At 69.6% G+C, this 23,823-nt stretch carries 20 protein-coding genes; 14 read left to right on the forward strand and 6 right to left on the reverse strand.

Going from position 1 to position 23,823, the window contains the following annotated elements:
* Positions 1–46: 46 nt before the first annotated feature.
* The gene (locus tag VGX25_RS08240; protein WP_326917022.1) at positions 47–2,083 is read left to right on the forward strand and encodes a beta-propeller domain-containing protein; all 2,037 of its coding nucleotides are present in this window, start codon (positions 47–49) and stop codon (positions 2,081–2,083) included.
* A gap of 63 nt (positions 2,084–2,146) precedes the next feature.
* On the opposite strand, the gene VGX25_RS08245 is transcribed toward VGX25_RS08240, so the two are convergent.
* A complete protein-coding gene (locus VGX25_RS08245) occupies positions 2,147–2,644 on the reverse strand; it encodes an AMIN-like domain-containing (lipo)protein (RefSeq protein WP_326917023.1) in 498 nt (165 codons plus the stop codon).
* A 133-nt stretch (positions 2,645–2,777) separates the two neighbouring features.
* Between VGX25_RS08245 and VGX25_RS08250 the strand changes: the two genes are divergently transcribed.
* The 3 genes from VGX25_RS08250 to VGX25_RS08260 all read left to right on the forward strand — a co-directional run bounded on the left by VGX25_RS08250 (position 2,778) and on the right by VGX25_RS08260 (position 5,268).
* A complete protein-coding gene (locus VGX25_RS08250) occupies positions 2,778–3,236 on the forward strand; it encodes a MarR family winged helix-turn-helix transcriptional regulator (RefSeq protein WP_326917024.1) in 459 nt (152 codons plus the stop codon).
* Complete coding sequence (locus VGX25_RS08255; RefSeq protein WP_326917025.1) at positions 3,233–4,645, forward strand: MFS transporter; 1,413 nt, start codon at positions 3,233–3,235, stop codon at positions 4,643–4,645. The genes VGX25_RS08250 and VGX25_RS08255 overlap by 4 nt, the downstream gene beginning before the upstream one ends.
* 80 nt (positions 4,646–4,725) lie before the next feature.
* Positions 4,726–5,268, forward strand: a complete 543-nt coding sequence (locus VGX25_RS08260; RefSeq protein ID WP_326917026.1) for a hypothetical protein — start codon at positions 4,726–4,728, stop codon at positions 5,266–5,268.
* On the opposite strand, the gene VGX25_RS08265 is transcribed toward VGX25_RS08260, so the two are convergent.
* Complete coding sequence (locus VGX25_RS08265) at positions 5,247–6,578, reverse strand: cytochrome P450 (protein WP_326917027.1); 1,332 nt, start codon at positions 6,576–6,578, stop codon at positions 5,247–5,249. The genes VGX25_RS08260 and VGX25_RS08265 overlap by 22 nt on opposite strands.
* A 53-nt stretch (positions 6,579–6,631) precedes the next feature.
* On the opposite strand from VGX25_RS08265, the gene VGX25_RS08270 reads away from it, so the two are divergent.
* Genes VGX25_RS08270 through VGX25_RS08280 form a run of 3 tightly spaced genes read left to right on the forward strand, consistent with a single transcriptional unit; the run spans position 6,632 to position 8,782 of the window.
* Positions 6,632–7,450, forward strand: coding sequence for an alpha/beta hydrolase (locus VGX25_RS08270; protein WP_326917028.1), 819 nt, complete (start codon positions 6,632–6,634; stop codon positions 7,448–7,450).
* Positions 7,443–7,928, forward strand: a complete 486-nt coding sequence (locus VGX25_RS08275; RefSeq protein ID WP_326917029.1) for a low molecular weight protein-tyrosine-phosphatase — start codon at positions 7,443–7,445, stop codon at positions 7,926–7,928. Before VGX25_RS08270 ends, VGX25_RS08275 begins: the two co-directional genes overlap by 8 nt.
* Entirely contained in the window at positions 7,925–8,782 is an 858-nt protein-coding gene (locus VGX25_RS08280) for a fructosamine kinase family protein (RefSeq protein WP_326917030.1), read from the forward strand. The genes VGX25_RS08275 and VGX25_RS08280 overlap by 4 nt, the downstream gene beginning before the upstream one ends.
* On the opposite strand, the gene VGX25_RS08285 is transcribed toward VGX25_RS08280, so the two are convergent.
* The gene (locus VGX25_RS08285; protein ID WP_326917031.1) at positions 8,775–9,149 is read right to left on the reverse strand and encodes an FKBP-type peptidyl-prolyl cis-trans isomerase; all 375 of its coding nucleotides are present in this window, start codon (positions 9,147–9,149) and stop codon (positions 8,775–8,777) included. The genes VGX25_RS08280 and VGX25_RS08285 overlap by 8 nt on opposite strands.
* A gap of 435 nt (positions 9,150–9,584) precedes the next feature.
* On the opposite strand from VGX25_RS08285, the gene VGX25_RS08290 reads away from it, so the two are divergent.
* The 6 genes from VGX25_RS08290 (at position 9,585) to VGX25_RS08315 (ending at position 18,675) form a co-directional block, all read left to right on the forward strand.
* Positions 9,585–10,166, forward strand: coding sequence for an SPFH domain-containing protein (locus VGX25_RS08290; RefSeq protein ID WP_326917032.1), 582 nt, complete (start codon positions 9,585–9,587; stop codon positions 10,164–10,166).
* A gap of 31 nt (positions 10,167–10,197) precedes the next feature.
* A complete protein-coding gene (locus VGX25_RS08295) occupies positions 10,198–10,650 on the forward strand; it encodes a hypothetical protein (protein WP_326917033.1) in 453 nt (150 codons plus the stop codon).
* A gap of 86 nt (positions 10,651–10,736) precedes the next feature.
* Positions 10,737–12,926: a terpene synthase family protein gene (locus VGX25_RS08300; RefSeq protein ID WP_326917034.1), complete on the forward strand. Its 2,190-nt coding sequence runs from the start codon at positions 10,737–10,739 to the stop codon at positions 12,924–12,926.
* A 65-nt stretch (positions 12,927–12,991) separates the two neighbouring features.
* Entirely contained in the window at positions 12,992–13,276 is a 285-nt protein-coding gene (locus tag VGX25_RS08305) for a hypothetical protein (protein ID WP_326917035.1), read from the forward strand.
* On the forward strand, positions 13,269–14,819 hold the full coding sequence (locus VGX25_RS08310; RefSeq protein ID WP_326917036.1) for an amidase: 1,551 nt from the start codon (positions 13,269–13,271) through the stop codon (positions 14,817–14,819). Before VGX25_RS08305 ends, VGX25_RS08310 begins: the two co-directional genes overlap by 8 nt.
* 124 nt (positions 14,820–14,943) lie before the next feature.
* Positions 14,944–18,675: an NB-ARC domain-containing protein gene (locus VGX25_RS08315; RefSeq protein ID WP_326917037.1), complete on the forward strand. Its 3,732-nt coding sequence runs from the start codon at positions 14,944–14,946 to the stop codon at positions 18,673–18,675.
* Between the two features lie 44 nt (positions 18,676–18,719).
* On the opposite strand, the gene VGX25_RS08320 is transcribed toward VGX25_RS08315, so the two are convergent.
* The 3 genes from VGX25_RS08320 to VGX25_RS08330 are packed head-to-tail and all read right to left on the reverse strand — an operon-like array spanning position 18,720 to position 21,164.
* Complete coding sequence (locus tag VGX25_RS08320; protein WP_326917038.1) at positions 18,720–19,607, reverse strand: hypothetical protein; 888 nt, start codon at positions 19,605–19,607, stop codon at positions 18,720–18,722.
* Positions 19,608–19,665: 58 nt separating this feature from the next.
* Positions 19,666–20,340: an MBL fold metallo-hydrolase gene (locus VGX25_RS08325; RefSeq protein ID WP_326917039.1), complete on the reverse strand. Its 675-nt coding sequence runs from the start codon at positions 20,338–20,340 to the stop codon at positions 19,666–19,668.
* 20 nt (positions 20,341–20,360) lie between these two features.
* The gene (locus VGX25_RS08330) at positions 20,361–21,164 is read right to left on the reverse strand and encodes a maleylpyruvate isomerase N-terminal domain-containing protein (RefSeq protein ID WP_326917040.1); all 804 of its coding nucleotides are present in this window, start codon (positions 21,162–21,164) and stop codon (positions 20,361–20,363) included.
* A 260-nt stretch (positions 21,165–21,424) separates the two neighbouring features.
* Between VGX25_RS08330 and uvrA the strand changes: the two genes are divergently transcribed.
* Positions 21,425–23,823, forward strand: a 2,399-nt coding sequence (uvrA, locus tag VGX25_RS08335; RefSeq protein ID WP_326917041.1) for an excinuclease ABC subunit UvrA, incomplete at its 3' end; no start/stop codon positions are given.

A 23,823-nucleotide genomic window follows, 5' to 3' on the forward strand; every position in this document is an offset into this window, starting at 1 on the left:
GGGTGCTCGGTGCAACGCGCGGTCGGGGTGGCACCGTCCTTGCCGCATGAAGCGGGATAGATCGTGGTGGCTGCGGATCGCGGTGCCGGTGGTCGCGGTGGCGGCGCTGGGTGTGGGGGTGGCGGGACCTCGGTTGTTCGGTGACGGGGCGCCGACCGAGCCGACGGACCGGGTGGGGGCCGAGGGCATCAGCCTGGTGGCGTACGACAGTTGCGACGCGGCGCTGCGCGAGCTGCGGGGCAGGACCCTGCCGCTGGTCGGGCCCTACGGGCTGTGGGGCGAGGAGCACCTGTACTCCGCGGAGGACGCGGACGCGGCGCCGCCGATGGCGCCCGGGGCGGCCGGTGCACCCAAGGCGGCGGCCGGGGCGGGCGAGCGGAACGCGGCGCCGGCGCCCGGGGCCGCGGCGGGCGAGGCCGGTCCGCAGACGCAGCAGGCGCCGAGCCATTCCACCACGAACACCCATGAGCGGGGCGTCGACGAGCCCGACCTGGTCAAGACCGACGGGCGGCGGGTGGTCACGGTCGCCGACGGGCGGCTGCGGATCATCGACGTGGCCACGCGCGCGGTGACCGGGCGGCTGGACCTGCCCGGCGGCAGCCCGGCGACCCAGCTGCTGATCCACGGCGACCGGGCGCTGGTGATGACCGCCGCCGTCAGCACGTTCCGGGAGAAGCCGACCGTGCCGCCCGGCGATTCGGGTTACGGATCGCAGCTGGTGCTGGTGGATCTGGCCGCCGCCAAGGTGATCGGCACCCTGGGGGTGGAGGGCAGCTACCTGGACGCCCGCCAGATCGGGCCGGTGGCCAGGGTGGTGGTGCGCTCCGGGCCGCGGCTGGAGTTCGTGTACCCGGACGGGGCGCGGTCCGAGTCCGAGGCGCTGTTCCGCAACCTGGAGATCGTCAAGACGTCGTCCATATCGGACTGGCTGCCGAGGTACGAGCTGCAGCGGAACGGAAAGCGGGAGTCGGGTCAGCTCGTCGACTGCACCGCGGTGAGCCATCCGGAGAGCTACACCGGCACGTCGATGCTGACCGTGCTCACCATCGACCTGACCCGCGAACTCGGCGTCGGCGACCCGGTGTCCATCGTGGCCGATGGGGACACGGTGTACGGCACCGGAACCAGCCTCTACGTCGCCGACGACCACACCCCGCACGCGGTCACCGGGTTCGGCATCATGCCGAATCGGAGGAGCCCGGTGCCGGTCCCGGCGCAGCGGACCGAGGTGTACCAGTTCGACATCTCCGGGCCGGGCAAGCCGGTCTACGTCGCGTCCGGCGGCGTCGACGGCACGCTGCTCAACCAGTACTCGCTGTCGGAGCACGCCGGCCACCTGCGGATCGCCACGACCGTCGGCGAGCCGGGAACGTGCTGCAGCGACCAGGTCAAGTCGGAAAGCGTGGTCACCGTCCTTGCCCGCAGGGGCGAGGAGCTGGCGACCGTGGGCCGGATCGGCGGTCTCGGCGTCGGGGAGCGGATCTACTCGGTCCGGTTCATGGGTCCGGTCGGCTACCTGGTCACCTTCCGGCAGACCGATCCACTGTACACAGTGGACCTATCGGACCCGGCTCGGCCGCGCGTGGTGGGGGAGTTGAAGATCACCGGGTACTCGGCGTACCTGCATCCCGCCGGGGACGGCCGGCTGATCGGCGTCGGGCAGGAGGCCACCGAGCAGGGCCGGCGCACCGGCACCCAGATCTCCCTGTTCGACACCGGCAACCTGGCCAACGTGCAGCGGCTGGCGCAGCACCAGCTCCCGGGTGGAATGTCCGAAGTGGAGTTCGACCCGCACGCGTTCCTGTACTGGCCGGAGAAGGGCCTCGTCGTCGTGCCGGTCATGCCGACCTGGCGGGACAAGCCTGCCGCGCCGAGGTCCGGCGCCCTTGTGTTGCGACTGACCGGCGACGCGTTCACCGAGGTCGGCATGGTGTCGCATCCGGTGGACCAGCACGGCTACCCGGACGGATCGGTGCGCCGCGCGCTGGTGATCGGCGCGGACCTGTGGACCGTGTCCGGCGCCGGTGTCATGGTCAACGACCTCGACCGGCTTGGCCAGCTGGCCTGGATCCCGTTCAACTGAACGCAGCCGTCGTGAGTCTTTTCTGGGGTTATAGCACCAGAAAAGACTCACGACACCGGGGTGTCAGCTGCCGACGTCGATCACGATGCGGTGGGGTGCGGTGAGGACGAAGACCCGAACCCATGACTGGTACCGGGTGCCGATGCCGATCGACAGGTGGGCCTCGAAGTCGCCGGTGAGCCCGACGGCCATGACGTTGCGGAGGTTGCGGGTGCGGAACTTCTCCGGACCGAGGTAGGTCTTGGTGTAGTTGTCGTCGAAGGCGCGCGCGGGCGTCGAGACGACGTTGAGGAAGTGCTCGCCGGTGAGCCAGAAGATCTCGCCCGTCGGGTCCTGGATCAGCTCGTCGACCCAGGTGTGGCTGACGTCGGGTCTGGGCCCGTCGGTCAGGTCGAGCACGATCCGGTCGAAGCCGGAGTTCAGGCCGGTACGGATGTTCGTCAGGGAGGCCACGGGCACCGCGGAGGTGGACGAGGCCGGGGTGGCGGCGACGAGCGTGCCGATCAGCGTGATCAGGATGGCGAAGCAGGCGGTGAGCCCGCGGGTGAGTGTGGTGGTCATCAAGTGACCTCCTGCCGGGAGTAGTGCCGTGAGGGTTCCCAGCGCCGGGTTGCTTAACGAGACGTCTCGGCGTGGCCGGGGTTGCGCGGACAGATAATTTGGCGACGAAATATGGCTGCCGTAGGGTGGCGGCATGGACCTGTCGCATCCGGACACCGTCGACGAGGCGTTGGTGACCCGGATGGCGTTTCTGGTCAAGCACCTCAGGCGGGTCAAGGAGCGCGGCCTGGCCGCGTACGCGCTGCAGGACTTCGAGTACTCGACGCTGCAGGCGCTGGCCGCACGCAACGGCCGGGCGGCGCCGTCGGAGTTGGTCGCGGACCTGCGGGTGTCGCCGGCGGCGATGACCGGGCGGCTGGATACGTTGGAGCGGCGGGGGTTCGTGCGCCGCCGGCAGTCCGCTGTGGACCGTCGGCGGGTGGACGTCGAGCTCACCGAGGACGGGTACGACGCCTGGCGTGCCGCGATAGACGTCGTGGGGCGCGAGGAGAACCGGATACTCGGGACGCTGTCGGCGGCCGAGCGCAGGCAGCTGTCCGATCTGCTGCACCGGTTGCTCGTGGTCGCGGAGACGCCGGCCGACTCGCCATGACCCGGGGCGCGGCCGAGCCGACGGTGCACGCCGAGGGCGCCGACCCGCGCCGCTGGCGGGCCCTCGTGGTGACCCTGACCGGCGGGTTCATGGTGCTGCTCGACGTCACGATCGTCACGGTCGCGGTGCCGTCGATCCAGCGCGGGCTGGGCGCGTCGGCCGCCGGGGTGCAGTGGGTGGTCTCCGGCTACCCGCTCATGTTCGGGCTGGTGCTGGTCGCCGGCGGGCGGCTGGGCGACGCGTTCGGGCGGCGGCGGATGTACCTGATCGCGCTCACCGCGTTCGTGCTGACCAGCGCGCTGGCCGGGGCGGCTCCGACGCTGGCCCTGCTGGTGCTCGCGCGGCTGCTGCAGGGCATCACCGGCGGGCTGATCACCCCGCAGAACGCCGGGCTGATCCAGGACCTTTTCCGCGGCGCCGAGCGGGGCCGGGCGTTCGGGCTGCTCGGCGCCACGATCGGGCTGTCCACCGCGGTGGGCCCGGTGCTCGGCGGCCTGATCATCGACGCCTTCGGGGAGCAGCACGGCTGGCGCTGGGTGTTCTTCGTCAACGTGCCGATCGGCGCGCTCGCGCTGGTGCTCGCCGCCCGGCTGGTGCCGCGGGCGGACCGGCGCCCCGGGCGTTCGGAGATCGACGTCGCCGGCATCGTGCTGCTCGGGCTTTCCGTGCTGTGCGTGCTGTTTCCGGTCGTGCAGTCGGACAGCGGCGGGCTGCGCCGGCTGTGGTGGATGTTCCCCCTCGCCGTCCCGCTGGTCGCGGCGTTCGTCTGGTGGCAGCGGCGCCGGGTGGCCGGGGGACGGGCGCCGCTGCTGGACTTCCGGCTGGTCACCGAGACGGCCGGGTACCGGTCCGGGGCGGTGCTCGCCACGGTGTACTTCGCCGGGTTCAGCGGGGTCTGGCTGGTCTTCGCGCTGTACTTCCAAATTGGACTGGGACTCTCGCCGCTGGAGTCCGGGCTCGCGGTGACCCCGTTCGCGCTCGGCTCCGCGGTCTCCTCGGCGATCGGCGGCCGGTTGGTCAGCCGCTTCGGACGGTGGGTGACGGTCGCCGGGCTGGCCACGGTGGCCGTGGGCTTCACGGCGGTCGCGCTGATCGTCCGGGTCGCGCCGGCGGCGACGGTTACCGCGTGGACGCTGGTCCCGATGCTGATCTCCGGCATCGGCGGGGGCGCGGTGATCTCGCCGAACACCACGCTCACCCTGGCCAACGTGCCGACCCGGATGGCCGGGGTGGCCGGCGCGCTGACCCAGACCGGGCAGCGGATGGGCGCCGCGCTGGGCACGGCCCTGCTCGCGGCGGTTTACCACGCCCTCGGGATCACTCCCGCGCTGCTCTGCGCGGTGGGCCTGGTGATGGTGGCGTTGGTCCTCGCCCTCCGCGAATTGAGTTGGAAAGTTTCCGCGACATAACCTTTGCCATTTGGTTGGTAACTATTACGCTACCGATCGTCATCCCAGGTACCACCCCTGCAGCCCGGGAAGGAACGATCATGCGGACAGCCCTGCTTCGCTCCCTCGTCGCGCTCGTCGCCGCGGCACTCGCCCTGGTCATGGCCACCGCCACGGCCCAGGCGTCGGTCAAGGACAAGGAAATCGACCCGGTCTTCGACAACCCGGACGGCGACGTCACGATCATGGTCACCAAGCTGACCCACGCGCAGGCCACATCCCGGCTGCGCGCCGCCGGGATCACCTGGTCGTCCAGCGGGAACTGCAGCGACCGCAACAATCCCACGTGCACGTCGTTCGAGCAGGTGAACCTCACGACGATCCAGGGCGCCGAGACGCTCAAGTCGGCGAGCGGCTGCGCGCTCAACATCACCGGCGGCACCGAGACCGGCCACGCCAGCGGCACCTACAGCCACTGGAACGGCTACAAGCTGGACTACAGCCTGTACTCCTGCGTCGGCAACTACATCCGCAGCCGGTTCACCTACATCGGCGGCAACAAGTGGCGCTCCGGCTCCGGGAACATCTACTTCCTGGAGAGCAACCACTGGGACGTCACGTACTACAACTGCGGCGGCTGCTGAGGCTTCCACCTGATCGGAAGGTGTTTGATCCCGTTCTGGAAGTTGGACCGCAGCCGGACCGGTTCGCCGGCCAGCTCGACCTCGCCGAGCAGATCCAGGACGGCGTCGAACATGGCGCGCATCTGCACCCTGGCGAGGTGCGCGCCGAGGCAGAAGTGCGGGCCGTGGCCGAATGTGAGGTGGTCGTTGGGGAACCGGTCGGGACGGAAGGAATCCGGGTCGTCGAAGGCGTGCTCGTCGCGGTTGGCCGAGGAGAACCAGACCACCACCTTGTCGCCGGCCCGGATCCGCACCCCGGCCAACTCGGTGTCCATTGTGGCCGTTCGGCGGAAGTGCATGACCGGAGTCCACCAGCGCAGCATCTCCTCCACCGCGTGCGGCAGGAGCGACCGGTCGGCACGAAGCGTGCGCTGAACGTCCTTTGTGGACATTAGGGCCAGCAGGCCGCCGGGCAGGCCGTTGCGCAGGGTTTCGTTGCCCGCCACGGAGAACAGCCAGAACAGGTTCTCGAACTCTTCGATGCCGACCCGGCCGCCGTCGGCGTCGACGTGGTGCATCAGGTTGCTCATCACGTCGTCGCCGGGGTTGCGCCGCTTGTACTCGCCGAGCGCGTTGGCGTACGCGTAGAGGTCCGGCATCCCTTCCCTGGTACGGGGATCCGGCATGCGGCCGGCCGGGTCGGGTCGTGGCCGCAGCCTGAGCGCCCGCCTGGCCAGCTCGGTGGAGCCGGCGGCGTCGGCGTGCGCGCTGACGGCGTACTCCGGGTCCTGGTAGCCGATCACCCGGTTGCTCCAGTCGAACATCAGCCACCGGTCCTGTGCGGGGACGCCGAACACCTCGGCCAGGGTGAGCAGCGGCAGGTCCGCCGCCACCTCCTTGGCGAAGTCGCACTCACCCCGCGGCGCGACGGCCGCGACCAGCTCCCGGGCCCAGCCGGCGATCCTGGCCTCCAGCCGGGCGATCGCCCGTGGGGTGAACGCCCTGGTCAGCAAGCCCCGCAGGCGCGAGTGCTCCGGCGGGTCGAGGTTGAGCATCATCCTGCGGACGTAGGCAAGCGCCGCCGGCGTGGCCGGGTCGCGGATCTGGGTGGCGCCAAGCTGCGAGGAGAACACCCGCGGATTGCGCAGCACCCGCTTGACGTCGGCGTGCCGCAGCACCGCCCAGAACCCCGGCCCCGCCGGCCAGTCGTCGACCGCGGGCTCGTCCATCCAGACCACCGGGGTGTCGCGGCGCAGCCGGGCCAGCGCCTCGTACGGGACGCCGTGGACGTAGGTGTCGGGGTCGACGATCGTCCCGGCGTCGCTGGACATGCCCGCCATTCTGGCAAGATTCGCCGTCGTGAGCGGAGCTTGCGGAGCGAGCCATGGGCACTGCCCTGGCGCCGAGGTACGAGGCGCTGGGGTTCGCCGGCACCGGGGAACGAGGTGATGGCGTGAGTGTGTACGTGGCGGGTGGCGGCGACGGCGAGCCGGTGCTGCTGCTGTTGCACGGGCTGGGTGCGACCGGCGCGGTGTGGGACGGGTTGGCCGAGCTGCTGCCCGGGCACTGGCCAGGCGCCTGGGTGATCCCGGACCTGCCGGGCCACGGCCGGTCGGACCGGCTGCCGCGCTACTCCATGGGCGCCATGGCGGCGGCCGTGGCCGAGGCGGTGGAGCCCGGCCGGCGGGTGGTCGTGCTCGGCCACTCGCTGGGCGGCGCCGTCGGCCTCGCGCTGGCCAGCGGCTGGTTCGGGGTGGACGTGGTCGCGGTGTGCGGGCTGGGGATCAAGGTCCGCTGGTCGGCCGACGACCTGGCCAAGGCGGCGCAGGTGGCGGCCCGGCCCGGCCGGGTGTTCGGCTCCCGCGCGGAGGCCGCCGAGCGCGCGCTGCGCGTCGCGGGCCTGACCGGCCTGGCGTCACCGGACTCGCCGGTGCTCGACTCCGCCGTGACCGAGGCCGACGGGGGCTGGCGGCTCACCCTGGACCCGGCCGCGTTCGGCGTCGGCGCGCCCGCCATGACCGGCCTGCTGCGGGCCTGCCACGGTGAGGTGATCCTGGCGGCGGGCGAGCACGATCCCATGTCACCGCGGGAGCACCTGGCCGATCTGCTGCCGGATCCGGTGGTGCTGCCCGGTCTCGGGCACAACGCCCACGTCGAGGACCCGGCCGCGCTGCTGCCCGTCCTGGACCGCCTCCATGGCTGAGCTGCACGTCTGCTTCGTGTGCTCGGGCAACATCTGCCGGTCGCCGATGGCCGCCCTGGTGTTCACCGAGCACCTGCGCCGCGCCGGCCTCGACCACCTGGTGCGGGTGACCAGCGCCGGCATCGGACCCTGGCACGTGGGGGATCCCGCCGACTCCCGGGCGCGGCGCACGCTCGCCGAGCACGGCTACCCGACCGAGCACGTGGCGGCCCAGGTCGGCGAGCGGCACCTGGACGCGGACCTGTTGCTGGCCATGGACTCCGGGCACGAGCACGCGCTGCGGGACCTGCTCGAGCACCAGGGTTCGGACGCCGACCGGGTGCGCCTGTTCCGCTCGTTCGACCCGTCCGCGGTGGGCGATCTGGACATCCCGGACCCGTACTACGGCGGCCGGCGCGACTTCACCACGGTGCTGGAGATGATCGAGTCGACGATGCCGGGGCTGCTGGACTGGGTCCGGCGGCGCCTCGACCGGTGACCGCGCATCCGGCGGTGGCCGCGGTCGCCGCGCTCACCGGCCGGGCCGCGGCGTCGGCCCGGCCGCTCGGCGGGCACCTGTTCGTCGTCGAGCTCGTCGAGGGCGGTGCTCTCGTGGCGAAGCGGCATTCCGATCCGAGAGCAGTGCTCGCGGAGGTGACCTCGCTCGAATGGCTGGCCGCGGCGTCAGCCGTTCGAGTGCCCGCGGTGCTCGGCTCCGACCAGAACTGGATGATCATGGAGCGGGTCGACGACGGGCGGCCCAGCGCCGGGGCGGCGGAGGCGCTCGGGCGCGGTCTCGCCCGCCTGCACCGGGCCGGCGCGCCGGCCTTCGGCGCGCCGCCACCCGGCGGTCCGGTCGACGCCTACATCGGCAACGCGGCCATGCGCAACGAGCCGGGCGCGGACTGGCCGTCCTGGTACGCCGCCCACCGGGTCGAGCCGTACCTGCGGCGGGCGGTCGACGGCGGCCTGCTCGACGCGGCCGGCGCGCGCGCCATCGGCACGGTCTGCGAGCGGATCACCGAGCTCGCCGGCCCGGTCGAGCCACCGGCCCGGCTGCACGGCGACCTGTGGTCGGGCAACGTGCTGTGGGCCGGGGAGGCCTGGCTGATCGACCCGGCCGCGCACGGCGGGCACCGGGAGACCGACCTGGCCATGCTGCAGCTGTTCGGCTGCCCGCACCTGGACCGGGTGCTCGGCGCGTACCACGAGACCGCGCCGCTGGCCGCCGGCTGGCGCGCCCGGGTGCCGCTGCACCAGCTGTTCCCGCTGCTCGTGCACGTGGTGCTGTTCGGCGGCGGCTACCCGGCGCAGGCGGTCGCCGCGGCCAGGGCGGCGCTGGCGCTCAGTTGACGCTCAGCAGGTCCACCACGAAGATCAACGTCTCGCCGGGCTTGATCACGCCGCCGGCGCCCCGGTCGCCATAGGCCAGGTGCGGCGGGATGACCAGCCGGCGCCGGCCGCCCACCTTCATGCCCGCGACGCCGCGGTCCCAGCCCGCGATCACCTTGCCCCCGCCGAGCGGGAAGGTGAACGGCGCGCTGCGGCTCCAGGACGCGTCGAACTCCTTGCCGGTCGTGTGCGACACGCCGACGTAGTGCACGGTGACGGTGCTGCCCGGCTTAGCCTCGGCGCCCTGGCCGACCGTGATGTCCTCGACGACCAGATCGGCCGGTGGCGCGCCCTCCGCGCGGTCCACGGTGGGCTTCTCGAGTGCCATGCGGTCTCCTGTCTCGTGACGACGGTCGGGTAAGACCTTAGGAGCGGACGCGAGGCCGCGGGTGGGCGGGTGGGACGGCCTTGCGGGAGCGACCCGAGGACCAAGAGGGGCGTGCGTGTGCTCCGAATCACTCCCACGCAGTGCCACTCCCGCGGCACACAGAGTCACGAGGGGGCGGCGCGCCACCCGGTCGTGGGGATCGGATGACCCTAAACATCTTGAATCGTGCTTACAAGGGCCTTGAGGGTCTGGAAATTCTGGGGTTTGACCCTCACACTCGGGGCCATGACCTCTAGTCCGGTTTGAATGCCAGGTAAGGCCGGCCGGTCCGCTTGAGCGGGGTGATCGACCATGTTGAGCAGTGTTCCCTTAATCGAGAATGTCTGGGATTCGGTCGGCGGTTGGGTCAAGGGGATTCTCATAGCGCTTGCTTCCGTGGCCCTCCTGGCCAAGAGCGTCAAGTACGTGCACCAGGACGAGCTGGGCCTTCGGCACTTCCGTGGCCGGGTGCGGGCAACGGCCAAGCCAATCATGCCGGGATGGGCATTCCACGTGCCATTCGTGGGCGGCGTCAAGAAAAAGTCCGCCCTGCCGCAGACCTGGCAGCTCGGGGTGCTGGTGCCCAAAGACGGGCGCACCTGGGACGCCAACTACTCCATCACCTTCGTGGTGAACCCGAACCGGCTGTACCAATCCTGGTTCGGGCACCAGGACCCGGACGAGTACCTCCGGACCGCGTGCACGTCGCTGCTGTGGCACACGCTCAAGGAGTCGCCGCTGCCCCCGGACCTCGTCGACCACCACGAGGTGGAGCGGCAGGTGCTCGAGCCGGCCGCCAAGGCGCTCGAGCTGATCGGGGTGACCCTGCTGGAGCTTCGGCACCGGTGGACCGCGGAGACCACCGCGTCCCAGCTCGGCAGCGCCATCAAGGAGGCCCGCCCGGACGCCGCGGTCGCCACGGTCGCCGCCGTCAACGGCAACGGCCACGGCTCCATCCTGCTGCCCGAGGGCGCCTGACGGGTTCGTGCCGCTCCGGTAGCGTGCCCGCGTGCATCCCGCGCTTGAACCGCTGAACGCTCTCATCGGCGAGTGGAACGTGGAGGCCTCGGTCGACGGGCAGCCCGTGGCTCGCAGCCACATGGTCAGCACGTGGCTCGACGGCGAGGCTTTCCTGGTGCAACGCACCCACAGCGAGCCGCCGCTGCCGACAACGCCGCAGGTGTGGATCGACAACAATCCGCTCCCGGCCACCACGATCACCGGTCTTGACGACGCGGCCGGCACCTTCACCCAGCTCTACGCCGACGCCCGCAACGTCTCCCGGGTCTACCGGCTGACCCTCACCGACGGAGCCCTACGAATCTGGCGCGACGCCCCCGGCTTCAACCAGCGCTTCACCGGCACGGTCACTGACACCGCCATCACCGGCGCCTGGGAGATGTCGACCGACGGCACCACGTGGGCGAAGGACTTCGATCTGGTCTACACAAAGGTGATTTGACGCGCCGGAGAATCACCCGCACAGCGGTGGACTGTCGCTCGTCTGGACGTCGCCGGAACGGGGCGCCGGGTGCGAGGGTCGGACGCATGCAGGCGTTCCGGTTGCCCGAGTTCTACCAACCGTATCCGGCCCGGCTGAACCCGCACGTGGAACGGTCGCGCGCGCACAGCATGGCGTGGTCGCGCCGGATGGGTCTGCTGGACGTGCCGAAGCCCGGCGGCGGGGTGGTGTGGGACGAGGCGGCGCTCGCGGCGATGGACTACGCGCTGATGTGCGCCTTCACCCATCCGGACTGTGCCGGCCCGACGCTGGACTTGATCACCGACTGGTACGTGTGGGTGTTCTTCTTCGACGACCACTTCCTCGACTATTTCAAGTACACGCGGGACATCCAGGGCGCCAAGGCGTACCTCGACCATCTCGAGCTGTTCATGAGCGCCGACGGGCAGGAGCCGCCCGAGCCGACGAACCCGGCCGAGACCGCGCTGAAGGACCTGTGGGAGCGGACCGTGCCGAGCATGTCGGCGGGCTGGCGGCGGCGCTTCATCACGAGCACGCACAACCTCATGGTCGAGTCGATGTGGGAGCTGAACAACATCGAGCGCGGCCGGATCGCCAACCCGATCGAGTACATGCAGATGCGGCGGCGGGTCGGTGGGGCGCCGTGGTCGGCCAACCTGGTGGAGTTCGCCGTCGGCGCCGAGGTCCCGGACGACCTCGCCGAGACGAGGCCCATGCGGGTGCTCGCGGACACCTTCGCCGACGCGGTGCACCTGCGCAACGACCTGTTCTCCTACCAGCGCGAAGTTCGGGAGGAGGGGGAGAACGCCAACGCGGTGCTGGTCATCGAGCGGTTCCTGGACTGCCCGACGCAGCAGGCCGCCGAGATCGTCAACGAGCTGCTGACCTCCCGGCTGCAGCAGTTCGAGAACACCGCGCTGACCGAGGTCCCCGGGCTGGTGGTCGAGCGGGCCGTCGCCCCGCACGAGCAGCTGGCGATCGCGGCGTACGTCAAGGGTCTGCAGGACTGGCAGGCCGGCGGGCACGAATGGCACATGCGGTCCAGCCGGTACATGAACGACGGCGCCCTCGGTGGGCCGAGCGGCCTCGGCGCCTCGTCGCTGCCGTCCCGGCTGGGGCTGCGGCGCCGGTTCCGGCAGCAGTCCCACACGCCGTTCCAACCGGTCGGCCACCTCCCGGTGCCGGACCTGTACATGCCGTACCAGTTCCGGACCAGCCCGCACCTCGGCGAGGCGCGCCGGTACGCGCCCGGCTGGGCGCGCCGGATGGGCATGTTCGACCCGGTGCCGGGCCTTGCCACCGGCGCGGTGTGGGACGAGCGGCGGTTCATCGGGTTCGACTTCCCGCACTGCGCCGCGATGATCCACGCCGACGCGGGTCCCGAGCAGCTCAAGCTCTCCTCGGACTGGCTGGCCTGGGGGACCTACGGCGACGACTACTTTCCCGTGGTGTTCGGCACATCCCGCAACCTGGCCGGGGCAAAGCTGTGCGTGGAACGACTTGCGGCGTTCATGCCGCTGGATGCCGGGCCCACGCCGCCGGCGCTCAACCCGATCGAGCGGGGCCTTGCGGACCTGTGGCGGCGCACGGCCGGGCCGATGGCCGAACCCGCGCGGGCGCAGTTCCACGCCGCCGTCGAGCGGATGACGTCGAGCTGGCTGTGGGAGCTGGCCAACCAGGCGCAGCACCGGGTGCCGGACCCGATCGACTACGTCGAGATGCGCCGCCGGACGTTCGGCTCGGACATGACGTTCAGCCTCGCCCGGCTCGCCAACTGGGAGCTCATCCCCGCCGAGCTCGAGCACACCCGCGTCCTGCGGGAGCTGGAGACCGCCGCGCAGGACTACGCCTGCTTCACCAACGACCTGTTCTCCTACCAGAAGGAGATCGAGTTCGAAGGCGAGTGGCACAACCTCGTCCTGGTCGTGGAGAACTTCCTTGCCGTCGACCGGTATCGCGCCCGCGACCTCGTCGCCGGCCTGATGGCCGCGCGGATGCGGCAGTTCGAGGACCTCGTCGCGCACGACCTTCCCGCGCTGTTCGACGAGTTCGCCCTCGACGAGCCGGCAAGGGCCGCCCTGCTCCGCCACGCCGGCAAGCTCAAGGACTGGATGTCGGGGATCCTCGAGTGGCACCGCCGGTGTGCCCGCTACACCGAGGCCGAGCTGCGCCGAACCCACCCGCGGCCGCGTCTTCCTTTGACACCAACGGGTTTGGGCACGTCGGCGGCTCGGCTCACGGTTGGCCGAACCTGATCCGTGAGCGGCCTTCCGGTCGGGGTACATACTGTATTCCCTGCTGCTGATCCGAGGAGGCCGCCGTGCCACCCCCGCCGCCGACCGACGACGAGCTCAACACCCTGATCCGGGCGCGCCTTGCGGTACTGGGCATCGATCTCGACCAGCTCCCGCCCGGCACCGCGGCCGACCCCGCGACGGGTGCGCCCGGCCGGGAGACCGCACTGGCCAGCCTGCGCTCGTTCCTGCGCACCACCGTTCCGGCGCTGGCGTCGTACCGCTTCGGCGAGGATCCGGCGCTGGCGCAACAGGTGGCGCCGCCCCAGCTGTACCCGTCCATCGCCACGGCATGGACCTCCGATGAGTGAGCCATTCGACCGGCGCGCTTTCCTTGCCGCCCTTGGTGTTGCCGGGACGGGCGCCGCGGCCACGCCGGCCGTCGCCGAGGCGGCGCCCGTAGCGCCCGCCGAGATCGGCGTCGAGCCGCGGCCGGAGGCCCTCGCCGATCCCACGGAGCTGACCATCGCCGAGGCGGCCACGCTTATCAGGCGCGGGCGGCTGCGGCCGGACGTGCTGCTGGAGGCCTACCTCGACCGCATCCGCGCCTTCGACGGCGTCTACCAGGCGTTCAACGTGGTGCGACCGGAGGCGCTCGCCGAGGCACGGGCCGCGGCGCGGCGGCGGCCACGCGGACCGCTGCACGGGATTCCGTTGGCAATCAAGGACAACTACTTCACCGCCGGCACGCCCACGACGGCGAACTCGTTCCTGTTCGCCGATTTCGTCCCACCGCACGACGCCACCGCCGTGGCGCGGTTGACGGCGGCCGGCGCCATCGTGCTCGGCAAGACCCAGATGGGCCCGCTGGCCACCACCCGCGCGACCACTCCGGACGGGCTGATCACCACCGTCAACGCGTGGGCGCCGAACCGGCCCGAGATCGACCCCGGCGGCTCGTCGACCGGCACCGGAACCGCCGTGGCCGCACGCATGGCGACCTCGGGCACCGGCACGCAGACCGGCGGGTCGATCACGTCGCCGTCGAACGCGCAGAACCTCACCGGCCTCAAGCCGACCATGGGCCGGGTGTCCCTGCACGGGATCATCCCGCTGTCCTACACCCGCGACCATCCCGGCCCGCTGGCCCGCGACGCCCTGGACGCGGCGATCATGCTGTCCGCCATGGCCGGTCCCGACCCGCACGACCCGCGCACCCAGGGCCTTCCCGCGGTGCCCGACCTGATCACCGCGGCGACCCCGGTGCGCCGGGGCCGCGAGATCCGGCTGCGCCGGCCCACCCGCATCGGCGTCATCCCCGGCTACACCTCGGGCGACTCGCCCACCGCGCGAGCCCGCGCCGCGTTCCTCGACACGCTCGCCGGCATCCCCGGCGCCACGCTGGTGGACGTGCCGCTCCCGGCCGAATGGGAGCTGCTGACCGGCGCCCTGTTCAACAACGTCCGCCTGCCCGAACGCAGCGAGCCGTTCCTGCCGCAGCTGACCGGCGATCTCCGCCGATTCGGCGTGTCGGTCCTCGGCTGGCTCCAAGGCTGCCTGCTCGGCGCCAACGAGTACCTCATCGGCCAGCGCGCCAAGGTCGTCCTGCTGGACCGGGTCCTGACCGATCTGCTGTCCCGCTGCGACGTCGTGGTCCAGACCGGACCGGTCCCGTTCGACATCATCGGCCTTCCGGAATTGGCCCTGCCCATCGGCTTCACCCCCGACGGCCTGCCGATCGGCACCATCCTCGGCGGCCCGCCGTTCGCCGAGGACCGCCTCCTCGCCGTCGCCGCCGCATACCAGGCGGTGACCGAATGGCACCATCGCCGCCCACCCGACCCCACCCCCACCCCATCGCCCGCCACCCCACCCCGCCTCACCGCCCTCGACGTGCTGGACACGATGCAGTGACGGATTTGTGAGCCTTTCGTTCACGCCGGTCGGGCCACATCCTCGCTACTCTGCGACGAGTGAAGGTATCCACCGCGGCCGGTCCACCGTGTCCGGTGACCAGCCATGCGGGGGATGATTGAGCATGGGAGGTCGCGACGCTGCCCGGGGCTTCGAGTACCAGTACCTCGCCACTTTGGAGTACACGCTTGATGCCCTGCTCTCCGATTCGCTGACGAAGGTGGTCATCGATGCGCCACCACATGATGATCCACATGCCGATCAGGAGATCGTGGACTTTTCGCTGTACAGCGAACAGGGGTGCGACCTCGTTGCTCAGGTGAAGGGTGGCATACCCGGCAGCACCATGAGCGCGGCTCAGGCGGTTCGCCAGATTCTTCGGTTGTCGACGCATCGTGCCGGGCGCTATCTCGTCGTCACGAACCGGCGGATGGGCCCAAGTCTGGCGGCCTTGCGCGACATTCTGGCTGCGCACGCGACAGGGACCATCGACTCTGGCGAGTTTCGGCGGACGTTGCTGGAGCTTGTCCAGGACTCACCCTCGGTACGGCACGACGTGGAGTCATTGCCCTCCGACAAGTGGAAGATCTTGCGCCGAGCGGACATCGTGGTTGACGAGCGTGGGGTGGACCAACTGCGAGAGGTCCTGCGCGAGCGGGTGCGGACCGCTCGTCGTGCGCTTGATCCGACGAATGCCACCTGGGATGCGGCGGGACTGCTGCTTGGCTTTCTCCTCTCTGAGGTCATGGCCAAGGCGGCGACCGTCGACACACCCGCGTTGTCCGCCAGCGATCTGAAACAAGCTCTGGCCGTTGCCCCGGACACACTCATGTCCGCGATGCGTCGGCGGGGATGGTCCGTACATGTCACCATGGCTCCCCGTGGCGCCGATGTGGCGCGTCCCGATCTGCTCCGCGCGATCGCTCGTGCTCTGCCCACGCCACTGTCCGACGAGTCCGCACCGATCTGCGTCCTGAAAGGGATGTCCGGTATCGGAAAGACCAGCTTGGCTGTTGCATGGGCAAACGATCGTGCCGATGCCTACGCGGCCATCATCTGGATCGATGCGAGTGAGACGGCACGAATTGAGGCGTCCTTCGCCACCGTGGCGGAATGGCTGCGGCAGGAAGGACTCATGGCGCCCGGCCCGGACCTTCGCACGAGGGTGCTCACCGCGCTGGCCCAGTCCGCCCGCCCCTGGTTGGTCGTCTTCGACAACGCCGTCGATGTGCGGCTCATCCGCGAGTGGATTCCCAGCCGGGGTCGCGGTCACGTGCTGGTCACGACAACTGACCATACGGCGCTCAAGGGATCCAATATCGCCGAGGTTGTCGTCACCGAGATGACCCTGTCCGAAGCCTGCGATCTGCTGGCTCGCAGGCTGATGCCGGCCGGGACACGATCGGAGGAGGAGCGGGCGAAGCTGGTTCGGGTGGCCCGAATAGCGCAGTGCTGGCCGCTCGCGCTGGAGCTCGCTGCGTCCTATCTCGTCGACTGCCTGGATGGCCTGAACGGCGTCGATGACTACGAGCAGCTTGTCATGCGCTCATTGGACGATGACCTGTCCGTGCCGCACGGGTATCCCCGTACCCTGGTAAAGGCTATAGAATTGGCTTGGCAGCGGATGCTGGCTCGGGCAAATGCCGGTTCGGTTCCGGATGACGTCGCATGTGCCGCGTTGCGGTTTGGCGCCTTCTTCTCCTCGCGGGTAATACCGCTGCACCTGTTGTTGGCCTGCGTGTTCGTCCCGCCCATCGAGGTGGTGGGTCACGAGGAACGCCATCCGATTTTCGGGTACACGGGTGTGGACCCGACGGCGGGAGAGATTGTTCGAGCTATTCGACGAGAGTCGTTGGTGTCCGATGATGAGCCATTAGTAGGCAACGTCGCCGAGGCGGCGGTGACACCGAGTTCGTTCGAATACGCAATAACGATGAACGAGATCGTTCAGGCGATCATATGCGACATTACTGAACGTGAGGGCCACCTTGTGGCCGCGGTCTCCGTGGCGGCCATGCACACCCAGAGCTGGTTGGGGGCATTTTGTAATAGCGACCGCATCGATTTGGCCGCCGCATTGATCAGTCATGCGATCAGCATTGCCGAACATGCGCTCGCGCACCAAGTGGATGATTTGGGAGTCGCCCTCCTGTGGGGCAACACTGCCAAGGTTCTTGGACACCTCAACCATTGGGCTGGCACGGTGCAATACTTACGCGCGGAACTCGACTATTTCGACCGTTCTGCGCTGGAGGTGCCCATTTTGCGGCTACAGGTGACGTCTGGTCTGGCGGACGCATTGGCCCGTGCGGCTGACCGACCGCACGACGTGGTCGACGACGTGATTGCATTGTTGGAACGTTGCCTCGCTGACGTGAGCAGCGCCGCGACCCTAGACGAAGAGAAGACAGCTCAACATATTCGTCTGGCATTGGCCACGGTAAGGAACCTTACCCGGGGGAGTCGTATACAAGACCCGCGCCTCACCGCACTCGAATCGGCGCTCGTTGACTACTGTGCGATGCTACCGATCACCGACGGGCCGGACGTGGTCCAGGAGGTCTCGGTCCTCGAGGAGCTGCTCGAGGATGAACGGCTAGCCGATGCCCGTGAACGGGCGGAGGGGCTTCTTGAGCATCCGAGGACGACTAGCTTGTATCGGCCTCTATATCTGCGCTACCTTGTCGAGATCTGCGTTCGACTTCCCGATTGGTCGGCGGCTGCCGACTATTGTCAACGGCTTATGGCGATGGCGAACCAGAATATGCTCGGTGCGATGGATGTGGCACTCCTCGTGCGAAATGTGAGTGTCATGTCCCTGCCGCACATCTGCCGGCGCCAAGCGCACGCACTCAAGGTTTTCCGGAATGTGCTCGCCATAGCCGATATATTCGAGCAGAACGGACATCGCCTGCAGGCGGACGACCGAGCGACGGTGGCTCTTCTGCGCGCCTTGTTTGCCGCTGTTGATGGCGCATTCTCGGAATGTGGGAGCTGGCTGGAGCGGGTTGATGCGGACGATCTTCAGCTTTCCGATCATAAAGCGGTGCTCTCGTCAATTTTCAGTGTGTTTCTATACTGGTATCGCAGGTCTGCCGATGGTTGCCTTCCGGAACAGAAGGTTCTGACGGAGGATGTGGGTGGTACCTCGACTATCGTTGTTCCCGTTGTGAGCGCCGGAGGGATCATCGGAGCGGTGCGCCAGGTTCCGCAACCGAATGCCGTGCCATGTTTCACCGTGGCCATAGCGCATACGTTCTGCATGAGCGGACATCCGATCCGCGATGGCCTATCGGTGGCAGCCGAGCTCGCTGAAACGTTCCGTCTCCTGGGGTTCGAGGCCGAGGTGATCGAGACCGTCTTGCAGGCGTGGGCTGTGCTCGGATCCGATAGTGCGGACGACATGTGTCAGATTCCGGGGGCCAACGCCGATCCGCACTTCGTCGTGTGGGCCAGTTCGTTCGGCAGGATCATTGATCCGACGATAGTGCATACTCCTGCGTTTTTCCCGTTAATCGAACAGGGGGTCCTGGACCCTGGGCCGACCGTATTTACGGTGGACAGCCCGGAAACCCTTAGGCACAGTCCGATCACACTTCGCGCATCCATTGGTTTGGAGTACCGACTGGTTCGATATGTTGACAAGGAGGTGGCCGCCACCGCATGGAGGTCGACGACTACCCCGACAGCGGGTGCGCGAAATATGCTGTTGACGTTGCTGATGGCCCTGCCGCCCATACGAATCGACGAAGGCGAACGTATGGCCGAGATTATACGGCACCATTCCGCACTGAAGGAAGCGTTGACGCTACCCGCAACACTGGCCGGCGCGCGTGCCACGGAGCCGCGGATGTAACGGCAGGTGGAATCGTTCGGCCCGACGGTCGTCCAGGCACCTGCTCAGATTGCGGAGTTGCGCCGGAGGATCGACACGGCGCGCACGGTCGCATAGCCGCGCCACTCGAGGGCGGCGGCCGGTGAATAGCTCCCGAAATCGACGTGCCAACCGCCGTCTTCCTGCTGCTGGTCGGCCAGTCGACGCAGTTCCGCGTCGATCACCTCGCGGCTGAACAGCATGCGCGCCGGACGGTCGGGTGTGGGGGCGAAGTCGAGCGGACGCATGTACTCGTCGTCGGCGCCGCCGTCGACGTGCACCAGCCCGTCGTCCGGGATGAACCGACCGAGGTGGCCGAGCAACTCGGCCGCCTCGGGATGTGTGTCATGGGCCGCGTCGAGAAACCCCACCGCAAAGCAGAGTTCGATCGCGAACGGCGCGGTCGTGAGCGCGGCGATGGCGTCCATGCAGTATCGCGTGGCCGTCTTCAGCCACGGATGTGCGGCCACCGCCGGGTCGTGCGCGGCAACCCGCAGCGCGGCGCCGGCGGCGAACGCCGTGCTCTGCAGAGCCGACCGCGAAGGATCGGCCTGCGCCCAGAACGGCGCGCACCCGGCCGGGTCCGCCACCGAAAGGGCGAACGGAAGCCCGCCGTCCGGCAGGGTGATCCCGGCCAACCAGTCACACAGCTCCACGGCCCGGGGCGTCGTCACGGGCGCGACATCCTCAAAAACCTCGAAAGCATGCAAGGCTCCACCGGGCTGACTCTCCGGCGCCCGCAGATCGGGTTCGAGGCCCCAGCCGTAACCACCGTCGGGATTGCGATAACCATCGACGGCATCCAGCACGGCGCTGGCGTCCGTCTCGCCCAGCAGCAGCGCGAACCGGCGCCGGTCAAGAAGCCGACCATGAGTGGTCAAAAAGGATGTTGCGGCAGCAAGACTGACTGTCATACGCCCATCGTGACCAACCGCCGACCGCCGGTCTTGAACATTTCGGACACCCGACCGCTCACCAGCCCCGGGCGCGCCATTCGTCCAGGTGCGGCCGCTCGGCGCCCAGCGTGGAGTCGTCGCCGTGGCCGGGGTAGAACCAGGTTTCGTCGGGGAGGACGTCGAAGATGCGGGATTTCACGTCGTTGAACAGGGAGGTGAAGGACTCCGGGGAGGTTGTCTTGCCGAGACCGCCGGGGAAGAGGGAGTCGCCGGTGAACAGGTGGGGGTGGGTGGGGTCGCGGTAGAGGAGGGCGATGGAGCCGGGGGTGTGGCCGCGGAGGTGGATGATCTCGAGCGGGACGGTGCCGACCTGGATGGTGTCGCCGTGGGTGGGGAGGATGTCGGGGGGTACGGGGAGGGGGGCGGCGTCGGCGGGGTGGGCGACGGTGTTGGCCCCGTAGGCGCCGGCGATGGCGCCGAGGGCCTGCCAGTGGTCGGGGTGCTGGTGGGTGGTGACGATCGTGCGCAGGGTGGGCCGGTCGTCGGCGTGGCCGATCAGGTCCGACAGGCGTTCCGGGTCGGCGGCGGCGTCGATGAGCAGGGCGTCCTGGGTCTCGCGGCATACGAGCAGGTACGCGTTGTTGTCCATCGGGCCGACGGAGATCTTGGTGATGACCAGGCGGTCGAGGGTGCGGCGGGTGGCCGGGCCGCCGGGGTCGACGTGACCGGTGTAGTCGTCGAGGATCTGCACGACGGTCACGGTAGTGGGAGTCAGCCCCAGGGTGGCAGGTCGGGCAGCGGTCCGGTCAGGGCCGTGCCGGGACGGCGGCGGGTGAGCCAGCCGATCACCTCGGGGGCCGGGCCGCTGATCTCGCCGGAGCCGTCGACCGCGGGCACGACCAGACGCCAGCGGCGCAGGTCGCCGCCGGGGAGCTCGGCGCTGAGCTGCACCGGGGTGCCCTCCGTCCGGGTGACGTGCGGGTGGACGGCGGGCTCGAGGAGCAACTCGAGGTGGGCCGCGGGCACGTCGTGGAAGTCGACGCCGACCTCGAGGTCGACCAGGTGCACCCAGACCTCGAACAGGCGCATGCCGGGAATGTCGGCGGCGGGGAAGACCCGGCCGGTGCGGTGGGCCACCTGGGCCCGCCAGTCCGTCCCGGCCATCCGGTCGGCGGCGGTCTCCAGCCGGGTGCAGGCGGCCAGCAGGTCCTCCCGGATGACCTGGGCGAGGCGCTTGGCGCCCTCCTCGATGTCGGCGTCCCGGTCGGCCCGGCTGGCGTACATCGGGTGCTCGATGCCGGTTCGCGCCCAGGTGAGCAGGTTGACCAGGGCGTCGGCGTTGCGGGCGAGGTGGGTGACGACGTGCGCTCTGGTCCAGCCGGGCAGCCGGGTCGGCTGGACGATGTCCGCGTCACCCAGCCGTGACACCTCGGCGTAGAGCCGTTCGGTGGCCTCGCCGACCGCGGCGAGCCCTCGGGCGGCGTGCTCGGACGCCGAGTGGTCGGCGGAGCTACGCTGGGCGGGCACGGCCTTGCGGTCCAGCGACGTTCCCGGTGAAGCGCTCGATCCAGTCATACCGACATCCCCGCGTGATCGGTTTTTGGGATTCCGACAGCCTAGGCGGGTTTCCCGGCCACCGAAACCGCCTGACAGGTAGCAACTAGGCCACGGTACGCATAATGGCGCAGGGGTGCCCGCTCGGACCGGGTCCGATGGTCGCTCCCGCGGGGGCCGACCCACCCACGACCTCGCGTCCGCTTCTGTCGGTGCCCGCACCTAGCATGGGCGTCGGCCACCCTCGTGGCCGCGAACCAGCACGATCGTTAGGGGATTCAGTGGCCGACCGTCTCGTCGTCCGCGGTGCCAGGGAGCACAACCTGCGTGGCGTCGATCTCGACCTGCCGAGGGACAGCCTGATCGTGTTCACCGGGCTGTCCGGCTCCGGCAAGTCGAGCCTCGCCTTCGACACGATCTTCGCCGAGGGCCAGCGCCGGTACGTCGAGTCGCTGTCGGCCTACGCCAGGCAGTTCCTCGGCCAGATGGACAAGCCCGACGTCGACTTCATCGAGGGCCTGTCGCCCGCGGTGTCCATCGACCAGAAGTCCACCAGCCGCAACCCGCGGTCAACGGTCGGCACGATCACCGAGGTCTACGACTACCTCCGGCTGCTGTTCGCCCGCGCCGGCAAGCCGCACTGCCCCACCTGCGGCGAGCCGATCAGCAAGCAGACCCCGCAGCAGATCGTCGACCAGGTCCTGACCATGGAGCCCGGGGTGCGGTTCCAGGTGCTCGCGCCGGTGGTCCGCGGCCGCAAGGGCGAGTACGTCGACCTGTTCTCCCAGCTGCAGTCCCAGGGCTACGCGCGCGCCAGGGTCGACGGCGTGGTGCACTCGCTGGCCGACCCGCCGAAGCTCAAGAAGCAGGAGAAGCACGAGATCGCGGTCGTGATCGACCGGCTGACCGTCAAGCCCAGCGCCAAGCAGCGGCTCACCGACTCGGTGGAGACCGCGCTGCGGCTGGCCGACGGGCTGGTGGAGCTGGAGTTCGTCGACCTGCCCGAGCACGACCCGAAGCGCATCCGCGGCTTCTCCGAGAACCTGGCCTGTCCCAACGGCCACCCGCTGGCCCTCGAGGACCTCGAGCCGCGCTCGTTCTCGTTCAACTCGCCGTACGGCGCCTGCCCGGTGTGCACCGGCATCGGGGTGAAGAAGGAGGTCGACCCCGAGCTCGTGGTGCCGGACGAGGAGCTGTCGCTGGCCGAGGGGGCGATCGCGCCGTGGGCGGGCGGGCAGACGGCCGAGTACTTCGAGCGGCTGCTGACCTCACTGGGCGAGGCGGTCGGCTTCCGGATGGACACCCCGTGGCGCCGGCTGTCGGCCAAGGCGCAGAAGGCGGTGCTGCACGGCATCGACGAGCAGGTGCACGTCCGCTACAAGAACCGCTACGGCCGGGAGCGGTCGTACTACGCCACCTACGAGGGCGTGATCCCGTTCCTGGACCGCCGGCTCGAGGCCACCGAGTCCGACTACATGCGGGAGAAGTACGAGGGCTACATGCGCGAGGTGCCGTGCCCGGCCTGCCAGGGCACCCGGCTCAAGCCGGAGATCCTCGCGGTCACCCTCGAGCACGCGGTGCACGGCGCGCGGTCCATCGCCGAGGTGTGCGCGCTGAGCGTCCAGGAGTGCGCGGACTTCCTCGACGGGCTGTCCCTCGGCCACCGCGAGAAGATGATCGCCGGCGCGGTGCTCAAGGAGATCCAGGCCCGGCTGCGGTTCCTGCTCGACGTCGGGCTGGACTACCTGTCACTGGATCGGGCCGCGGGCACGCTGTCCGGCGGTGAGGCGCAGCGCATCCGGCTGGCCACCCAGATCGGCTCCGGCCTCGTCGGTGTGCTGTACGTGCTGGACGAGCCGTCGATCGGGTTGCACCAGCGGGACAACCACCGGCTGATCGAGACCCTGACCCGGCTGCGCGACCTTGGCAACACGCTGATCGTGGTCGAGCACGACGAGGAGACCATCCGCACCGCCGACTGGATCGTCGACATCGGCCCCGGCGCCGGGGAGCACGGCGGCGAGATCGTCCACAGTGGATCATTCAAGGACCTGTTGCGCAACAAGCGATCACTGACCGGCGCATACCTGGCGCGGCGGCAGGAGATCCCGGTTCCGCTGATGCGTAGGCCGGTCGACCGCCGGCGTCAGCTGACCGTCGTGGGCGCGCGCGAGCACAACCTGCGCAACATCGACGTGTCGTTCCCGCTCGGCTGCCTGGTCGCTGTGACCGGCGTGTCCGGCTCCGGAAAGTCCACTCTGGTCAACGACATCCTGGGCACGGTGCTGGCGAACAAGCTCAACGGCGCGCGGCAGGTGCCGGGCCGGCACACCCGGGTGCGCGGGCTGGACCTGGTGGACAAGCTGGTGCGGGTGGACCAGTCGCCGATCGGACGGACGCCGCGGTCCAACCCGGCCACGTACACCGGCGTCTGGGACAAGATCCGCACGCTGTTCGCCTCCACCACCGAGGCGAAGGTGCGCGGCTACCAGGCGGGCCGGTTCTCGTTCAACGTCAAGGGCGGGCGCTGCGAGGTCTGCCGCGGCGACGGTCAGATCAAGATCGAGATGCACTTCCTGCCCGACATTTACGTTACATGCGATGTGTGCGGCGGGCGCCGGTACAACCGTGAGACGCTCGAGGTGACTTACAAGGGAGCATCCATCGCCGACATTCTGGG

Source organism: Actinophytocola sp. (genome assembly GCF_035942955.1).
Classification (GTDB): Bacteria; Actinomycetota; Actinomycetes; order Mycobacteriales; family Pseudonocardiaceae; genus DASYTH01.

What these genes read in the sequence shown, in the direction of transcription:
- VGX25_RS08330 (WP_326917040.1), bottom strand. Translation starts at nt 21,164, where the DNA reads ATGACTGGATCGAGCGCTTCACCGGGAACGTCGCTGGACCGCAAGGCC.
- VGX25_RS08260 (WP_326917026.1), top strand. Translation starts at nt 4,726, where the DNA reads ATGCGGACAGCCCTGCTTCGCTCCCTCGTCGCGCTCGTCGCCGCGGCA.
- VGX25_RS08275 (WP_326917029.1), top strand. Translation starts at nt 7,443, where the DNA reads ATGGCTGAGCTGCACGTCTGCTTCGTGTGCTCGGGCAACATCTGCCGG.
- VGX25_RS08250 (WP_326917024.1), top strand. Translation starts at nt 2,778, where the DNA reads ATGGACCTGTCGCATCCGGACACCGTCGACGAGGCGTTGGTGACCCGG.
- VGX25_RS08270 (WP_326917028.1), top strand. Translation starts at nt 6,632, where the DNA reads ATGGGCACTGCCCTGGCGCCGAGGTACGAGGCGCTGGGGTTCGCCGGC.
- VGX25_RS08265 (WP_326917027.1), bottom strand. Translation starts at nt 6,578, where the DNA reads ATGTCCAGCGACGCCGGGACGATCGTCGACCCCGACACCTACGTCCAC.
- VGX25_RS08240 (WP_326917022.1), top strand. Translation starts at nt 47, where the DNA reads ATGAAGCGGGATAGATCGTGGTGGCTGCGGATCGCGGTGCCGGTGGTC.
- VGX25_RS08245 (WP_326917023.1), bottom strand. Translation starts at nt 2,644, where the DNA reads ATGACCACCACACTCACCCGCGGGCTCACCGCCTGCTTCGCCATCCTG.
- VGX25_RS08300 (WP_326917034.1), top strand. Translation starts at nt 10,737, where the DNA reads ATGCAGGCGTTCCGGTTGCCCGAGTTCTACCAACCGTATCCGGCCCGG.
- VGX25_RS08315 (WP_326917037.1), top strand. Translation starts at nt 14,944, where the DNA reads ATGGGAGGTCGCGACGCTGCCCGGGGCTTCGAGTACCAGTACCTCGCC.
- VGX25_RS08320 (WP_326917038.1), bottom strand. Translation starts at nt 19,607, where the DNA reads ATGACAGTCAGTCTTGCTGCCGCAACATCCTTTTTGACCACTCATGGT.
- VGX25_RS08285 (WP_326917031.1), bottom strand. Translation starts at nt 9,149, where the DNA reads ATGGCACTCGAGAAGCCCACCGTGGACCGCGCGGAGGGCGCGCCACCG.
- VGX25_RS08310 (WP_326917036.1), top strand. Translation starts at nt 13,269, where the DNA reads ATGAGTGAGCCATTCGACCGGCGCGCTTTCCTTGCCGCCCTTGGTGTT.
- VGX25_RS08255 (WP_326917025.1), top strand. Translation starts at nt 3,233, where the DNA reads ATGACCCGGGGCGCGGCCGAGCCGACGGTGCACGCCGAGGGCGCCGAC.